This is a genomic window from Pseudomonas sp. NPDC087612 (assembly GCF_044743505.1).
GTDB lineage: Bacteria > Pseudomonadota > Gammaproteobacteria > Pseudomonadales > Pseudomonadaceae > Aquipseudomonas.
Genome location: NZ_JBIUWO010000007.1, coordinates 147,980 through 162,638, shown reverse-complemented (window position 1 = coordinate 162,638; position 14,659 = coordinate 147,980). Strand labels below are relative to the sequence as shown.

16 protein-coding genes and 1 pseudogene are annotated in these 14,659 nt (G+C 63.9%); 11 read left to right on the top strand and 6 right to left on the bottom strand.

What is annotated here, in order from left to right:
• Window positions 1-4: 4 nt before the first annotated feature.
• Window positions 5-1,252 carry a diaminopimelate decarboxylase gene (gene lysA / locus ACIOVF_RS16270; protein WP_093378127.1) on the bottom strand — a complete coding sequence of 416 codons (1,248 nt, stop codon included), beginning with the start codon at window positions 1,250-1,252 and terminating at the stop codon, window positions 5-7.
• Window positions 1,253-1,261: 9 nt separating this feature from the next.
• Window positions 1,262-1,399 carry a lipoprotein gene (locus tag ACIOVF_RS16265; protein ID WP_045200983.1) on the bottom strand — a complete coding sequence of 46 codons (138 nt, stop codon included), beginning with the start codon at window positions 1,397-1,399 and terminating at the stop codon, window positions 1,262-1,264.
• Window positions 1,400-1,594: 195 nt separating this feature from the next.
• Here ACIOVF_RS16265 and cyaY point away from each other — a divergent pair, with 195 nt between their 5' ends.
• The 3 genes from cyaY to rnk all read left to right on the top strand — a co-directional run bounded on the left by cyaY (window position 1,595) and on the right by rnk (window position 2,701).
• Entirely contained in the window at window positions 1,595-1,927 is a 333-nt protein-coding gene (gene cyaY / locus ACIOVF_RS16260; RefSeq protein WP_045200985.1) for an iron donor protein CyaY, read from the top strand.
• The gene (locus ACIOVF_RS16255; protein WP_045200987.1) at window positions 1,927-2,148 is read left to right on the top strand and encodes a DUF1289 domain-containing protein; all 222 of its coding nucleotides are present in this window, start codon (window positions 1,927-1,929) and stop codon (window positions 2,146-2,148) included. Before cyaY ends, ACIOVF_RS16255 begins: the two co-directional genes overlap by 1 nt.
• Before the next feature lie 133 nt (window positions 2,149-2,281).
• The gene (gene rnk, locus ACIOVF_RS16250; RefSeq protein WP_045200989.1) at window positions 2,282-2,701 is read left to right on the top strand and encodes a nucleoside diphosphate kinase regulator; all 420 of its coding nucleotides are present in this window, start codon (window positions 2,282-2,284) and stop codon (window positions 2,699-2,701) included.
• Between the two features lie 3 nt (window positions 2,702-2,704).
• Here the strand turns inward: rnk and ACIOVF_RS16245 are convergent, their stop codons facing one another.
• From ACIOVF_RS16245 to ACIOVF_RS16235, 3 genes are all read right to left on the bottom strand, one after another.
• Entirely contained in the window at window positions 2,705-5,551 is a 2,847-nt protein-coding gene (locus ACIOVF_RS16245) for a class I adenylate cyclase (protein WP_401290768.1), read from the bottom strand.
• A 158-nt stretch (window positions 5,552-5,709) separates the two neighbouring features.
• Window positions 5,710-5,955, bottom strand: coding sequence for a TIGR02647 family protein (locus tag ACIOVF_RS16240; protein ID WP_045200993.1), 246 nt, complete (start codon window positions 5,953-5,955; stop codon window positions 5,710-5,712).
• A gap of 84 nt (window positions 5,956-6,039) precedes the next feature.
• Window positions 6,040-6,324, bottom strand: a complete 285-nt coding sequence (locus tag ACIOVF_RS16235; RefSeq protein WP_045200994.1) for a hypothetical protein — start codon at window positions 6,322-6,324, stop codon at window positions 6,040-6,042.
• A gap of 146 nt (window positions 6,325-6,470) precedes the next feature.
• Between ACIOVF_RS16235 and ACIOVF_RS16230 the strand changes: the two genes are divergently transcribed.
• Window positions 6,471-7,133 carry a glutathione S-transferase gene (locus ACIOVF_RS16230; protein WP_045200996.1) on the top strand — a complete coding sequence of 221 codons (663 nt, stop codon included), beginning with the start codon at window positions 6,471-6,473 and terminating at the stop codon, window positions 7,131-7,133.
• 119 nt (window positions 7,134-7,252) lie between these two features.
• Window positions 7,253-7,933 (top strand): glutathione S-transferase family protein, encoded by a 681-nt coding sequence (locus ACIOVF_RS16225; RefSeq protein WP_093378148.1) that lies wholly within the window; start codon window positions 7,253-7,255, stop codon window positions 7,931-7,933.
• A 17-nt stretch (window positions 7,934-7,950) separates the two neighbouring features.
• On the opposite strand, the gene argH is transcribed toward ACIOVF_RS16225, so the two are convergent.
• Window positions 7,951-9,345 (bottom strand): argininosuccinate lyase, encoded by a 1,395-nt coding sequence (gene argH, locus ACIOVF_RS16220; RefSeq protein WP_093378152.1) that lies wholly within the window; start codon window positions 9,343-9,345, stop codon window positions 7,951-7,953.
• Window positions 9,346-9,564: 219 nt separating this feature from the next.
• Between argH and ACIOVF_RS16215 the strand changes: the two are divergent.
• From ACIOVF_RS16215 to ACIOVF_RS16190, 6 genes and pseudogenes are all read left to right on the top strand, one after another.
• A pseudogene (locus ACIOVF_RS16215) lies at window positions 9,565-9,672 on the top strand (sensor histidine kinase); the annotation flags it as partial.
• On the top strand, window positions 9,669-10,415 hold the full coding sequence (locus ACIOVF_RS16210) for a LytTR family DNA-binding domain-containing protein (RefSeq protein ID WP_045201002.1): 747 nt from the start codon (window positions 9,669-9,671) through the stop codon (window positions 10,413-10,415). The pseudogene ACIOVF_RS16215 and the gene ACIOVF_RS16210, both read left to right, overlap by 4 nt.
• 121 nt (window positions 10,416-10,536) lie before the next feature.
• Entirely contained in the window at window positions 10,537-11,478 is a 942-nt protein-coding gene (gene hemC, locus ACIOVF_RS16205; protein WP_045201004.1) for a hydroxymethylbilane synthase, read from the top strand.
• On the top strand, window positions 11,475-12,242 hold the full coding sequence (locus ACIOVF_RS16200; protein WP_045201006.1) for a uroporphyrinogen-III synthase: 768 nt from the start codon (window positions 11,475-11,477) through the stop codon (window positions 12,240-12,242). Before hemC ends, ACIOVF_RS16200 begins: the two co-directional genes overlap by 4 nt.
• A 46-nt stretch (window positions 12,243-12,288) precedes the next feature.
• Window positions 12,289-13,380, top strand: a complete 1,092-nt coding sequence (locus ACIOVF_RS16195; protein ID WP_045201008.1) for a uroporphyrinogen-III C-methyltransferase — start codon at window positions 12,289-12,291, stop codon at window positions 13,378-13,380.
• A complete protein-coding gene (locus ACIOVF_RS16190) occupies window positions 13,377-14,615 on the top strand; it encodes a heme biosynthesis protein HemY (protein WP_045201010.1) in 1,239 nt (412 codons plus the stop codon). The genes ACIOVF_RS16195 and ACIOVF_RS16190 overlap by 4 nt, the downstream gene beginning before the upstream one ends.
• Window positions 14,616-14,659: the final 44 nt, after the last annotated feature.

The window sequence follows — 14,659 nt, the reverse complement described above, 5'->3', positions numbered from 1 at the left end:
GGGTTTACTCCGGCAGCAGGCTTTCGCCGGCGAACAACTCGGCCACGGTTTCGCGACGACGCACTTCGAAGGCCTGGTCACCATCGACCAGCACTTCGGCACAACGACCACGGGTGTTGTAGTTCGAGCTCATGACAAAACCATAGGCGCCCGCCGAGTGCACCGCCAGCAGGTCGCCTTCGGCCAGGTTCAGCTCGCGCTCCTTGGCGAGGAAGTCGCCGGTTTCGCAGATCGGCCCGACGATGTCGTAAACACGGCCTTCGCCGGCACGCGGCTGCACCGCCGTGACGTTCATCCAGGCCTGGTACAGGGCTGGGCGGATCAGGTCATTCATCGCCGCATCGACGATGGCGAAATCCTTGTGCTCGGTGTGCTTGAGGTACTCGACCTGGGTCAGCAGCACGCCAGCGTTGGCGACGATATAGCGGCCCGGCTCGAACACCAGGGCCAGGTCGCGGTCGCCGACGCGCTCGCGGATGGCCTTGATGTAGTCGCCGGCCAGCGGCGGCTCTTCGTCGCGATAACGCACACCGACGCCGCCACCCAGGTCCAGGTGACGCAGGAGGATGCCGCAGTCGCCGAGGCGGTCGATCAACGCCAGCAGGCGGTCGAGGGCATCGAGGAAGGGTTCCAGGGTGGTCAACTGCGAGCCGATATGGCAGTCGACGCCGACCACTTCCAGGTTCGGCAGTTGCGCGGCGCGGATGTACACCTCTTCGGCATCGGCGATGGCGATACCGAACTTGTTTTCTTTCAGGCCCGTGGAGATGTACGGGTGGGTACCGGCATCGACGTCCGGGTTGACCCGCAGCGAAACCGGCGCGCGTACGCCCATTTCGGCGGCCACTACCTGCAGGCGCTCGAGCTCGTCGGTGGATTCGACGTTGAAGCAGTGCACGCCGACTTCCAGGGCGCGGCGCATGTCTTCGCGGGTTTTGCCGACGCCGGAGAACACCACGCGATCGGCACGCCCGCCCGCGGCCAGTACACGCTCCAGCTCACCGCCGGAAACGATGTCGAAACCTGCGCCCAGGCGGGCCAGCAGGTTCAGCACAGCGAGGTTGGAGTTGGCCTTGACGGCGAAGCACACCAGGTGCGAAACACCCTCCAGAGCATCGGCGTAGCTACGGTACTGGGCCTCGATGTGGGCGCGCGAGTAGACGTAGGTCGGCGTGCCGAAACGTTCGGCGATGGCCGACAGGGCCACGCCTTCCGCGAACAGCTGACCGTCGCGGTAGTTGAAAGCGTCCATGGGTTACCCTTACTGGTGCTTGTGCGATTGCGACTTTTTACCGTCTTTGCTGTCGTCTGGCAGGTACAGCGGGCCCTTCTGGCCGCAGGCGGAAACGAGGCAGGCAACCGCGACGAGCGCCGCGAGGGTGGAGATCAGGCGCTTCATGGCGTAATCCTTTGTAATAAGCAGTATTACGCCCGAGTATACCGAGCGCCCGGCCCCTTGCCTATGCGGGCAACCCGCCGTCGGGCGGGGTGGTGGCTGCGCTGCCTGGCGCAGGTCGGTATCCTTTGCATTCGGCGCGCCGCGCTCGTATCTTGCCCGGCTTGCGTGTGTGCAGACATTTTTGAGGTTCTTGCAATGAGTTTGACCGAAGCGCGTTTTCACGACCTGGTCGACGCGACCCAACAGGCGCTGGAAGACCTGTTCGACGAGACTGACCTGGATCTGGACATGGAGAACTCGGCAGGGGTCCTGACCATCAAGTTCGACAACGGCAGCCAGCTGATCTTCAGCCGCCAGGAACCGCTGCGCCAGCTGTGGCTGGCCGACAAGTCCGGTGGTTTCCACTTCGACTACGACGAGCAGAACGGCAAGTGGACCTGTGAAAAGACCGAGGAGTTGCTGGGCGAGATGCTGGAGCGCATCGTCTGGGAGCGGGCGGGTGAAAAGCTCGATTTCGACGACATCTGATGAGCAGCGCAGCCAAGCCGGCCAAGCCGCTCTACAGTAACGTCAGCCCGGCAGTACCGTCGCCGTGCATCAGCACCTGCCGGCTGGATGAACACAAGGTCTGCATCGGTTGCTATCGCCATGTCGAGGACATTCGCCAGTGGCGCGCGGCCGATGACGAGCAGCGCCGGCAGATCTGCCGCGAGGCGCTGGCGCGTCGACAGCTGGCCGGGTTGGCATAGACCCTGCGGGTATTGTGTATTTACTTGGCTGTGGTAGTGTCGAACCTGTTTCGGCTGTGCCGAATTCCTGCAAACCCCGCCCTTGGGCGGGGTTTTGCTTTATATCGCCCAAAAAAAGGAGTCTGACCGGATCATGAGCACCCACCCTTCCATTATCGTCACCCGCTTGGACGTGCAGCGTCTCGAGCGTCTGATCGACAGCCTCGATGAGAAGACGCAGGACTCGCCGGGTGTGCTCGCCTTGCAGGACGAGCTCGACCGCGCCGACCAGGTCGGTCACGAGGAAGTTCCGGCCGGTGTCGTGACCATGAACTCCCGGGTTCATTGCCGCGAAGAAGCCAGCGGCAAGGACTACCACCTGACCCTGGTCTACCCGAAAGACGCCAACGCCGACGAAGGCAAGATCTCTATCCTCGCGCCGATCGGCAGCGCGCTGCTGGGCTTGTCGGTAGGCGAGCAGATCGACTGGCCGGCCCCAGGCGGCAAGACCCTCAAGCTCAAGCTGCTTGAAGTCGAATACCAGCCAGAAGCGGCAGGTGACTTCGACCTCTGAGCCTCAAGCCTGCGCCAGGGCCTCGTTGAGCGCCCGCTCCAGTTCGCCCTTGTAGCGCAGGTAGAGAATGCTCGAGCCCAGGCCATCGGCCAGCAGGCCCGACAAGTCCAGGTCGGTGATGTAGCAGCGGTAGCGCTCAGCCTCGCGGCGCTGCTCGATGATCTCGCGGGCGACCACCGCATACAGCTGGTCGCCATGCTCGAGCTGGGAAAACTCCCGCTGATTGCAGTACAGCGTGACTTGCACGTCGTCGCTGGCGCCGGCCTGCAAAATCGCCTGCACTTCGTAGTAGGGCCGGTCGATGGCCTTGACCTCAACCTGGCGCGCTTCTACCTGGCGAACCTTGCCAGAGCCTGATGGCAACAATTGGTAATAAAGAATATCCAGTGAACCCTGGGCCTGCAGGCTGTCCAGTGGCAGGCGCGCATCGCGGCGAAACACGATCGATTGCAAGAAGCGCTGCAGCGGCAACAACAGGCTGTTTTCATCGTGAAACGGCAAGCGCTGCTGCCACAGGGCATTGTGCTCATCGAGTACGTAGACATCCGCCCAGGTGTCCTGCAGCCGATAGAACAGCTGGATGCACTGCGGCTGGCCCAGCGGCAGCAGTTGCGCCAGGTCGAGCTCCTGCAGGGCATTGGCGTCCAGGTGCAGGGGGCTGTAGTCGCTGCGTTCTTCACCGAGGTAGCGCAGCACCGCGTCCGGATCGTCGAGGGTCACCAGGTTTACCGCGCCGCGTTGCAGTTCCAGTACATGGGTGTGCTGCTCGACTTGCAACAGGTAGCGCTGGTTGAGGTTCTGCGCCAGCAGCGCCTGAGTGCTGGCGAACACTTCCTCGACCCGCAGGGCGATGGCCTGGGCGCGGTTGTGGCAGAAGCAGCGGACCCGCAGCCTGGGCGTGTGGCCGGCGCCCAGGCTGTTGAGGTAATCACGCAGGCAACGCAGCAGGGCATGTTCGCCGTCGTAGCGGTGCACCTGCACTTCGTTCCAGCTGTTGAGGGTGACCTGGTCGAGGGTCAGCACCAGGTTTTCGCGCACCCCGGCGTAGCTCAGCGAGTCGGTGCGTTCGGTGGTCATCAGGATGTTGAGGTCGCGGTGGTGCTGCAGCGGGTCGATGCCGACGTTGACCAGCAGCAGGACCTCGTCCACCACGCTCGGTTGCAGCAGGCGCTGTTCGCTGACCATCGCCAGGGGCAGGGCGACGCTCTGTTGCAGGCTGCCGAGCAGGTTGAACAGCTCATACTCGCTCAGGTCGCTGCTGCCCGGGTGCAGGGCCAGGCGCGTGCTGCTGTCGATCACACCGTTGCGGTGCGCCCAGGTCAGCAGTTCGAGCAGTTCGCGGCAGCGCTTGATCGGCGCGAAGTGCTCCCACTCGTGCACGCCGAGGTTGCCGTTGTACAGGCCCCAGTGGGTCTGCCCGGGCTCTTTGCGGTTGGGTGACTGCACCAGGGTCAGGGTGTCTTCGGCGAGGTCCGGGGCGATCCCTGGGTTGATGAACTCAACCTTGCCGGCGCGCCGTTCAAAGGCGGCGTACAGGCGCCGGCCGAGCACGCTGAGATCGCGCTGGTCGATGCGGCTGGTGGCGTTCTGGCTGCGGGTAAACTGGCAGAGGAAGCGGTAGCTGTAGTTCAGCTCGGCTACCAGCTCCCGGCGCTCGACCGCCACCTGACGGACTTTCCATTGGCTGCGGCTGTCGAGCAGCGCCAGCTGGCGTTGATCCCAGCTCCATTCCTGGCTCAGGCGCTGCAGCAGGTCCCGCTGCCAGCTGGCACTGCGCTGGCGGGCCAGGCCGCTGAGCTTCTTGTTGACCTTCAGGTACAGGCTGCGCCGCACCAGCTCCAGCCGCTCGCGTTCGCCGCGGCCTTGCAGGTACTGCTCGATACGCCGGTAGACCATCATGTAGGGGTCGAGCTCGTCGAGGTCGAGGCGATTGCTGAACACCGCCTGCTTGAACTGCAGGCTCAGGCACTGCACCTGCGGGTGTTCACTGGCGTAGACCTCGGTCAGCAGCAGCTTGAGCACCGACTTGTAGGGCGATTCAATGCCCTTGAACAGTTGCCAGAGCCCGGCGCCGACGAATTCGCCCGGGGGGATGTGCGCCAGGTGGCCGAGGTCGAGGTGGTCTTCGGCACGCACGAAACGCTTGGACAGCAGGGTCTGGATGTATTGCCGGTAGCGTGGCTCTTCATAGACCGGCACCAGCCACCACAAGGGTGTGCGCCCGGCCAGCCAGATGGCGGTGCGGTAGAACTCGTCGAGCAGCAGGTAATGCTGGGTGGTGCCGCAGTCATCGGAGCTGAGCTGGCCGTCGCGTTCACCCTGGACGAAGCCTTGCGGCTCGATCAAGAACAGGTGGGCTTCGGCGCCCTGGCTGGCAGCCCAGATTTCCAGCAGCAGGCATTTCTTGCGCAACTCCGCCAGGTCGCTTTCGCTCAGGTCGGCGGCGTGACAGACCCAGACGTCCATGTCGCTCTGCTCGGCCTGGGCCAGGGTGCCCAGGCTGCCCATCAGGAACAGCCCGTGAATCGGCTGGGGCGGGTTGCCGCGTCGGGCCTTGTACGAAAATGAGCGGGTCAGGCGCTGGGCTTCGGCCAGCAGTTGCGCATCAGGCTCGAAGTTGGCGACCCCCGCGGGCGTCGTGCCTGAGACATAACCGGGCAACAGTGGGTGATTGACGTGAAAAAACAGCGGCAGCAGGGTCAAGACCTGCTGCTGGCGGCTCGACAGCCCGTCCATGGCCCGCCCCAGGCGCCCCTGGTTGAGCTTCAGGAAGCGTTGGCGCAGCTGGCTGAGCACCTTGCGGTCAATGCCCTGGTCGAGGTCGGGGCGAATTTCGTGGGGGTGGTTCATGGCGAGCTGAAACCGGCCGTCTAGGGAGCAATGGCGAGTTTAAGCTATTTTAATTTTGACGCCATTTTATTAGCGATGGAGTGGAGATTACCGCTAGCAAGGCCAGCCCCCGCTGTGGGAGCCGGCGTTGCCGGCGATGGACTGCAAGGCAGTCCCGATCAGGCAGGTTCGACGACGTTCAGAATGTTCAGCAACACCTGCACGTTCTCGGCAGCATCGTGACCAAGGCTGGTCAGATAACCGCCATCGGGCTGGTCGGTGAGCTTTTTCTCGTACAGGCGACGCGCAGCGGCGATCACCTCCTTGGAGGCAGTGTTATGGACCTTGATGCCTTCCTGGCTGCTATCCAGGTTGAACAAGGCAAGGACTTCCAGCTCGGCAATCAGTTCGGGGGTAAACGACATAAAGACTCCGACTTCCAGACAAGGAGGGCAGCACCGTCGCCGGTGCCTGGTTTTGCAGTGTAGTCAGGGAAATCCTGCTTTGCTTCAGTCCTTTTCCGGCGGCAGCTCGGGCAGGGCGCGCAAGGCGGTTTCGTACCATTCGGTGTTGAACGCGCGGTCGTCTTCAAGCATCGCATCAATCTCGTAGGCCAGCACGTGGGCCATAAGGTTGAGGATGTCTTCACGCTCGTAGCCCACCAGGGTCAGCTTGTTGAACGTGGCCTTGGCCGCTGGCGGGTTGTCGCTTTCGATCTGGTTCTCGATCGCTTCGATCAGGGTCGACTCGGCGAACGCTTCGTCGTCGTTGTCGATATCGGTAGGTTCGCTCATGGGCGCTTTCCTCTTTTGGGGTGCCCAGTTTGCCACGGGCCCGGCAGCAATGCCTTGTTATCGACAATCTTCATGATGCTGGTCAGTACCCGGCACTTGGGTCTATAACAACCCGGCCAACCCCTTTTCGGCCTGGAGGCTGTTTCATGCTCAAGCTTCATGGATTCGCGGTCAGCAACTACTACAACATGGTCAAACTGGCGCTGCTGGAAAAGGGCGTACCGTTTGAGGAAGTGCTGTTTTTCGGCGGCCAGAGCCCCGAAGCGCTGAAAATCAGCCCGCGCGGCAAAGTACCGGCGCTGCAGAGCGAAGACGGTTTTCTCAGTGAAACCAGCCTGATCCTCGACTACATCGAGCAGACCCAGCCAGGCAAGGCACTGCTGCCAGAGGGGGTATTTGCCCAGGCCAAGGTTCACGAGCTGGCCAAGGAAATCGAGCTGTACATCGAGCTGCCCGCACGTGCCTGCTACCCCGAAGCGTTTTTCGGCGCCCAGGTCGATGAAGCCATCAAGGCCAAGGCCAAGACCGAACTGCTGGCCGGTATCGCTACCCTCAAGCGCAACGGCAAGTTCAGCCCTTATGTGGCCGGCGACAGCCTGACCATCGCCGACTTGCTGTTCTGCTTCAGCGTCGACCTGGCCTATGCCGTGGGCAAGAAGGTTTTTGCCATCGATGTGCTGGAAGACTTCCCACAGGCCAAGGCGCTGCTGGAGCAGTTCAAGAACAACCCGAACGTACAGAAGATCGTCGCCGACAAGGAAGCGCAGATGCCGGCTTTCCTCGAGATGGTGCGCTCGGGCAAGCGCTGATTGGAGCACTATTGAGGCAAAAGCAGAAAGCTCCTACGTGTCTATCGGAAGCATACGGCAGCTTTCTGGCTTGATTCGTTCCAAAAATGCAGAGACTTCACGCGGCTAGGAGGCCGGAAATGTTCCGACTGCACGGATTCTCTGCAAGCAACTACTACAACATGGTCAAGCTCGCCCTGCTGGAAAAACGCCTGCCGTTCGAGGAGGTGCCCCTGCATGGTTGCCAGAACCCGCAAGTGCTGGCGATCAGCCCGCGCGGCAAGGTGCCGGTGCTGGAGGTGGCGCAGGGCTTTATCAGCGAAACCGACGCCATCCTCGATTACCTCGAAGAGGCCTGCCCTGAGGTGGCGCTGTTGCCGGCCGATCCCTTCCAGCGCGCCCAGGTGCGCGCGCTGGCCAAGGAAATCGAGCTGTACATCGAGCTGCCCGCCCGCTACTGCTATGTCGAAGTGTTCTTTGCCGGCAGGGCGACCCCGGAGGCCTTGAAGGCCAAGGCCCGGCGTGATCTGGACAAGGGCTTTGCCGCCCTGGCCCAGCGCGGTCGATTCGCCCCGTATGTGGCAGGCGAGTGCCTTACCCTGGCGGACCTGTACTTTCTCTATAGCGTCGACCTGGCGTGCCAGGTTGGCCAGCGTCTGTTCGGCATTGATTACCTGCAGCCATTGCCGGGCGCCCGGGCACTGTTCGAGCGACTGGGGGAAAATCCGAATGTGCACAAGGTTGCAGCTGACAGGAAAGCCGAAACGCCGGCTTTCCTTCAGCGCTTGCGTGCGGCTACCCAGGCAGAACTGGCTGGGTAGCAAGACGCAGGAAGGGCTTAGCGCGCGGCGAGCAGCGCCTTGCCGCGGGCTACGGCGGCGCGTACTTGCGCAGGCGCAGTCCCGCCGATGTGGTCACGGGCGTTGACCGAGCCTTCGAGGGTCAGTACGGCGAACACGTCCTGCTCGATCTGGTCGCTGAACTGGCGCAGTTCCTCCAGGCTCATCTCGGCCAGGTCCTTGCCGGTATCGACGCCGTACTTCACCGCGTGGCCAACGATTTCGTGGCAATCACGGAACGGCAGGCCGCGGCGCACCAGGTAGTCGGCCAGGTCGGTGGCGGTGCTGAAGCCGCGCAGGGCCGCTTCGCGCATGATGGCGTGGCGAGGCTTGATCGCCGGGATCATGTCGGCAAAGGCACGCAGCGAGTCGCGCAGGGTGTCGGCGGCGTCGAACAGCGGCTCTTTGTCTTCCTGGTTGTCCTTGTTGTAGGCCAGCGGTTGGCCTTTCATCAGGGTCAGCAGGCCGGTGAGGGCGCCGAACACACGGCCGGTCTTGCCGCGCACCAGCTCCGGGACATCCGGGTTCTTCTTTTGCGGCATGATCGAGCTGCCGGTGCAGAAGCGATCAGGCAGGTCGATGAACTGGAACTGCGCGCTGGTCCACAGCACCAGCTCTTCGGAGAAGCGCGACAGGTGCATCATCGCCACGCTGGCGGCGGCGCAGAACTCGATGGCGAAGTCGCGATCGGAAACGCCGTCCAGCGAGTTGCCGCCCACAGCTTCGAAGCCCAGCAGCTGGCAGGTCAGTTCGCGATCGATCGGGTAGGTGGTGCCGGCCAGCGCGGCGCTGCCCAGGGGCATGCGGTTGGTGCGCTTGCGACAATCAACCAGGCGCTCATAGTCGCGGCTGAGCATTTCGAACCAGGCCAGCAGGTGGTGGCCGAAAGTCACCGGCTGCGCGGTTTGCAGGTGGGTAAAGCCGGGCATGATGGTCTCGGCTTCGCGCTCGGCCTGCTCCAGCAGGCCCTGCTGCAGGCGGGTGATCTCGGCCAGGATCAGGTCGATTTCGTCACGCAGCCACAGGCGGATGTCGGTGGCGACCTGGTCGTTGCGGCTACGGCCGGTGTGCAGCTTCTTGCCGGTGATGCCGATGCGGTCGGTCAGGCGCGCTTCGATGTTCATGTGCACGTCTTCAAGGTCGACGCGCCAGTCGAAGTTGCCGGCCTCGATTTCGCCCTGGATGGTTTTCAGGCCATCGATGATGGTGTCGCGCTCGGCGTCGGTGAGGACGCCGACCTTCGCCAGCATGGTGGCGTGGGCGATCGAACCCATGATGTCGTGGCGGTACAGGCGCTGGTCGAAATTGACGGAGGCGGTGAAACGGGCGACGAAGGCGTCGACGGGCTCACTGAAGCGGCCGCCCCAGGACTGATTGGTCTTGTCGGTGCTCATGGATTCACTCTTGAAGGCGTGAACGGAAAAAGTGGCGTCGATCATAGCAGGATTGGCGGGGCTGCCGGAGTGCGGCGGTCGGGGCAAATGCGGGTTTATGTCGCAGCACAGGCCCGCGACAGCGCGCTTGCAACAGGATATTTATCGATTGAACGGCAGTGTTGCGGCAACCGTCTACAGTTGGACAGAGGCGCGGCATGTTTCCTGCCGGGCCAGTGAATCTTTAGCCATCGTGCGAGTCTGAGCGTGGATCGCCGTGACGGTCGTCACCTCACCTGTCTACGCTATCCTTGTGCGAGACTCACGCAGGAATCCAGCGCTATATGAATGTCCTGATCGTTGATGACGAACCCCAAGCCCGGGAACGCCTGAGCCGACTGCTCGGCGAACTGGAGGGCTATACCGTGCTGGAGCCCAGCGCCACCAATGGCGAAGAGGCCCTGGCCCTGATCGACAGCCTCAAGCCTGAGGTGGTCCTGCTCGACATTCGCATGCCGGGCCTGGATGGCCTGCAGGTCGCTGCCCGGCTGTGCGAACGCGAAGCACCGCCTGCGGTGGTGTTTTGCACCGGTGACGATGAGTTCACCGTCGAGTCGTTCAAGGACAGCACCCTGGGCTTCGTGCTCAAGCCGGTGCAGCCCGACAGCCTGCGCGACGCCTTGAAAAAGGCCGAACGGCCCAACCGCGTGCAACTGGCGGCCCTGACCCGCCCGGCCGCCGAGAGCGGCAGCGGCCCGCGCAGCCATATCAGCGCGCGCACCCGCAAGGGTATCGAGCTGATTCCGCTCGACCAGGTGATCTACTTCATTGCCGACCACAAATACGTGACCTTGCGCCACGAGGCCGGCGAAGTGCTGCTGGACGAGCCGCTCAAGGCTCTGGAAGACGAGTTTGGTGAACGCTTTGTGCGCATTCACCGCAATGCGCTGGTCGCCCGCAACCGCATCGAACGTCTGCAACGCACGCCGCTTGGGCATTTTCAGCTATTCCTCAAGGGCCTCAACGGTGATGCCCTGATCGTCAGCCGCCGGCATGTGGCTGGTGTACGCAAAATGATGCAACAGCTTTAAGGGCGGGGACCAGGGAGCGGTCGACGGCCAGGGATGGTCGGCTCCTACCATGATTTAGATCTGCTAGCGGTCTGGACTGAGCTGTTATCATCGGGCGAATCTATCTCGTACGGATCGTTCCATGTCCACTCGCGAAATCCGCATTGCCACCCGCAAAAGTGCCTTGGCCCTGTGGCAGGCCGAATATGTCAAAGCCCGTCTGGAACAGGCCCATGCCGGCCTGGTCGTGACCCTGGTGCCGATGGTCAGCCGTGGCGACAAGCTGCTCGACTCGCCGCTGTCGAAAATCGGCGGCAAGGGCCTGTTCGTCAAAGAGCTGGAAACCGCGCTGCTGGAAAACCAGGCCGACATCGCCGTGCACTCGATGAAAGACGTGCCGATGGACTTCCCCGAAGGCCTGGGCCTGTTCTGCATCTGCGAGCGCGAAGACCCGCGCGATGCCTTTGTTTCCAACACCTTCGACAGCCTTGAGGCGTTGCCGGCCGGCAGTATCGTCGGTACCTCAAGCCTGCGCCGCCAGGCGCAGTTGCTGACCCGCCGCCCGGACCTCGAGATCCGCTTCTTGCGCGGCAACGTCAACACTCGTCTGGCCAAGCTCGATGCCGGCGAGTATGACGCCATCATCCTCGCCGCCGCCGGCCTGATCCGCCTGGGCTTCGAAGACCGTATCACCTCCAGCATCAGCGTCGACGACAGCCTGCCCGCAGGCGGCCAGGGCGCAGTGGGCATCGAGTGCCGCAGTGCCGACAGCGAAATCCATGCGCTGCTGGCGCCGCTGCATCACGCCGACACCGCCGACCGGGTGACTGCCGAGCGCGCCCTTAACAAACACCTCAATGGTGGCTGCCAGGTGCCGATTGCCTGCTACGCGGTGCTCGAAGGCGAGCAGCTGTGGCTGCGCGGCCTGGTTGGCGAACCGGCTGGCGGCAAGCTGCTCACGGCTCAGGCCCGTGCGCCGCGCGAGGAGGCCGAAGCGCTCGGTATCAAGGTCGCTGAAGACCTGCTGGCTCAAGGTGCTGAAGACATCCTCAAGGCGGTCTACGGCGAGGCCGGGCACCCGTGAGCGCGTGGCGCCTGCTGCTGACCCGGCCGGCCGAAGAGTGCAGCGCGCTGGCCCGCACGCTTGCTGAGCAGGGCGTGTTCAGCAGCAGCCTGCCGTTGCTGGAAACCGAGCCGCTGGCGCTGACGCCGGCGCAGCTTGGCCAGGTGCAGGCGCTCGACCAGTACAGCGCGATCATCGTCGTCAGCAAGCCGGCGGCGCGCCTGGCGCTTGAGCAACTGAACGCGCACTGGCCGCAGCTGCCCGCGCAAGCCTGGTTCACCGTTGGCGCTGCCACCGCACAGATCCTCGACGACCACGGTCTGAATGTCAGCTACCCGGCACAAGGTGATGACAGCGAAGCGCTGCTGCAACTGCCGGCGTTGACCGCCGCGATCAAGCGCCCGCAATCCCGGGTGCTGATCATCCGTGGCGAAGGCGGGCGCGAGCTGCTCGCCGAGCGTCTGGCGGCACTCGGCGCGCGGGTCGATTACCTTGAGTTGTATCGCCGCTACCTGCCGCATTACCCTGAGGCCACCCTGGTCCGGTGTATCGCCGGGGAACGCCTGAACGGCCTGGTGGTCAGCAGTGGGCAGGGTTTTCAACACTTGCGCCAACTGGCCGGTGAACACTGGCCGCAGTTGGCGCAATTGCCGTTGTTCGTGCCCAGCCCACGGGTGGCGGAACTTGCCCGCGCCAGTGGCGCACAGAATGTAGTGGATTGCCGTGGTGCCAGCGCCGCGGCTTTGCTGGCAACATTGCAGGAAACTCCTGCACCAGCCCCCTAAGGCGCTAAGCTGATTGGCGACGTGCCACAAAGCAAAGGATGGATACGTGAGCGAAACTGTCTTGCCCAACGATGAACTGAAGGCCCCAGAGGCTCCTGCGCAAACCCCCGTGGAACCTGCCAAACGCTCCGGCAACGGCCTGGCAGTCCTGGCCTTGCTGCTGGGCGCGGCAGGTGTCGCCGTTGGCGGATGGGGCGTATGGCAGGTTCGCCAGCTCCAGGGTAGCGAGCAGGGCCAGGTGCAGAGCCTGCAGGCCCTGAGCGAGCAAGCCCTGGCCCTGCAACAACGTGAACAGCAGATGTCTGCGCAGCTGGCCGGCTTGCCGCCCGCATCCGAGCTTGAAGATCGCCGGCGCCTGGTGGCGCAGTTGCAAGGCGATCAGCAACGCTTGAGCCAGCGTCTGGAAACCATCCTCGGCGCCAGCCGCAAGGACTGGCGCCTGGCCGAGGCCGAGCACCTGCTGCGCCTGGCCAGCCTGCGCCTGTCTGCCTTGCAGGACATCGCCAGTGCGCGCGAGCTGGTCAAGGGCGCCGATGAAATCCTTCGTGAGCAGAGCGACCCCGGCTCGTTTGCCGCCCGTGAGCAACTGGCCAAGAGCCTGGCGACCCTCAACAGCGTCCAGCAGCCCGACCGCACCGGCCTCTTCCTCAAGCTGGCGGCCCAGCGCGAGCAGGTGTTGCAGCTCAGTGCGCAATCGCCGGAATTCACCAGCAATGCCGATGCGCTGGGTGCCTTGACCGCCGACGGCGATGGCGCCAGCCGCTGGTCGCAGTGGTGGGCAGAGCTGTCGAAGTACTTCCAGATCGATTTCGATGCTGACGACAATATTCGTCCGTTACTATCCGGGCAGTCACTCAACCAGCTGCGCCTGGCTCTGAGCCTGACCATCGAACAAGCCCAGTGGGCGGCGCTCAACGGCGAGGCCAAGGTTTATACCCAGGCCCTGGACGACGCCCGCAGCGTACTGCTGGCCAACTTCAACCCGGACAACCCGCAGAGCCAGGCGATGCTTGCCGCCCTCAACGAACTGGCCGAGCAGCCGGTCACCGTGCTGGTGCCGGACCTGGCCGACAGCATCAGTGCCGTGCAGGCCTACCTTGAGCGCCGGCATCAGCCAGTCGAGGGGGCCAAGCCATGAAGCGCGTCTACCTGCTGGCGGTGGTGGCCATTGCCGTGGCAGCCGCGCTCGGCATCGCGATCGCCAAGCACAGCGGTTATGTGCTGATTTCCTACGGCAGCTTTCGCTATCAATCGGGCCTGTGGGCAGCGCTCGCAGCCTTGGCCGGGATCATCCTGGCGCTGTTGCTGGTGCGCTACCTGGTGGGCCTGGTGCTGACCTCCGGCGGGGTGGTCAACCCCTGGTCGCGGCGTAACCGCAGCCGTCGTACCCAGCTGGCGATCGAGCAGGGCCAACTGGATCTCGCCGAGGGTCGCTGGGCCAGTGCCCAGCGCCACCTGCACCGCGCTGCCGAAGCCGAGCGTCAACCGCTGCTGTACTACCTCGGCGCTGCGCGTGCCGCCAACGAGCTGGGCCGCAGCGAAGACAGCGACAACCTCCTGGAGCGGGCGCTGGAGCGCCAGCCCGAAGCGGAACTGGCCATTGCCCTGAGTCATGCCCAGTTGCAGATGGACCGCGGCGACAGCGACGCTGCCCTGGTAACCCTGCAGGCCATGCAGGAGCGTCATCCGCATAACGTTCAGGTGCTGCGCCTGTTGCAACGCCTGTATCGCGAGCGTGGCGACTGGTCGGCACTGATCCGCCTGCTGCCCGACCTGCGCAAGGATAAAGTGCTGCCGGCAGCGGAGCTGGCCGAGCTTGAGCGTCGCGCCTGGGGCGAGAACCTCAACCTGGCGGCCAGCCGCGAAGGCGATGAGCAAACCGCCCGGCAATCCCTTGAGCGCGCCTGGCAGCAGCTCACTGCTGCGCAGCGCCAGGAGCCTCAGCTGGTGCTGGCCTATGCCGAGCAACTGCGCCAGCTGGGCGCCGAAAGCGAAGCCGAGCAAGCCCTGCGCGCCGCCCTCAAGCGCCAGTACGAAAGTCACCTGGCGCGCTTGTACGGGCTGGTGCGCGGCAGTGACCTGGCGCGCCAACTGCAAACTGCCGAAGGCTGGCTCAAGGACCATCCCGACGACCCCAGCCTGCTGCTGACCCTGGGCCGTTTGAGCCTGCAGAACCGCCTGTGGGGCAAGGCACGGGATTACCTGGAAAGCAGCCTGCGCGTGCAGCGCAATCCTGAAGCCTGTGCAGAACTTGCGCGCTTGCTCGCTGGCCTGGGCGATACCGAGCGCAGCAACCAGCTGTTCCAGGAAGGCCTGGGCATGCTTGATCAGCGTCTGCTGGCATTGCCGCTGCCAGAGGCCGTGCGAGCTTGAGCTACCCATGGGCGCGCGAAAAAACGCGTGCCCATGGGCTCGAA

Coding starts and splice junctions, on each gene's coding strand:
- ACIOVF_RS16255 (WP_045200987.1), top strand. CDS start 1,927: ATGAGCAGCGCAGCCAAGCCGGCCAAGCCGCTCTACAGTAACGTCAGC.
- cyaY (WP_045200985.1), top strand. CDS start 1,595: ATGAGTTTGACCGAAGCGCGTTTTCACGACCTGGTCGACGCGACCCAA.
- ACIOVF_RS16225 (WP_093378148.1), top strand. CDS start 7,253: ATGTTCCGACTGCACGGATTCTCTGCAAGCAACTACTACAACATGGTC.
- argH (WP_093378152.1), bottom strand. CDS start 9,345: ATGAGCACCGACAAGACCAATCAGTCCTGGGGCGGCCGCTTCAGTGAG.
- ACIOVF_RS16190 (WP_045201010.1), top strand. CDS start 13,377: ATGAAGCGCGTCTACCTGCTGGCGGTGGTGGCCATTGCCGTGGCAGCC.
- ACIOVF_RS16240 (WP_045200993.1), bottom strand. CDS start 5,955: ATGTCGTTTACCCCCGAACTGATTGCCGAGCTGGAAGTCCTTGCCTTG.
- ACIOVF_RS16245 (WP_401290768.1), bottom strand. CDS start 5,551: ATGAACCACCCCCACGAAATTCGCCCCGACCTCGACCAGGGCATTGAC.
- ACIOVF_RS16230 (WP_045200996.1), top strand. CDS start 6,471: ATGCTCAAGCTTCATGGATTCGCGGTCAGCAACTACTACAACATGGTC.
- lysA (WP_093378127.1), bottom strand. CDS start 1,252: ATGGACGCTTTCAACTACCGCGACGGTCAGCTGTTCGCGGAAGGCGTG.
- rnk (WP_045200989.1), top strand. CDS start 2,282: ATGAGCACCCACCCTTCCATTATCGTCACCCGCTTGGACGTGCAGCGT.
- ACIOVF_RS16265 (WP_045200983.1), bottom strand. CDS start 1,399: ATGAAGCGCCTGATCTCCACCCTCGCGGCGCTCGTCGCGGTTGCCTGC.
- ACIOVF_RS16210 (WP_045201002.1), top strand. CDS start 9,669: ATGAATGTCCTGATCGTTGATGACGAACCCCAAGCCCGGGAACGCCTG.
- ACIOVF_RS16235 (WP_045200994.1), bottom strand. CDS start 6,324: ATGAGCGAACCTACCGATATCGACAACGACGACGAAGCGTTCGCCGAG.
- hemC (WP_045201004.1), top strand. CDS start 10,537: ATGTCCACTCGCGAAATCCGCATTGCCACCCGCAAAAGTGCCTTGGCC.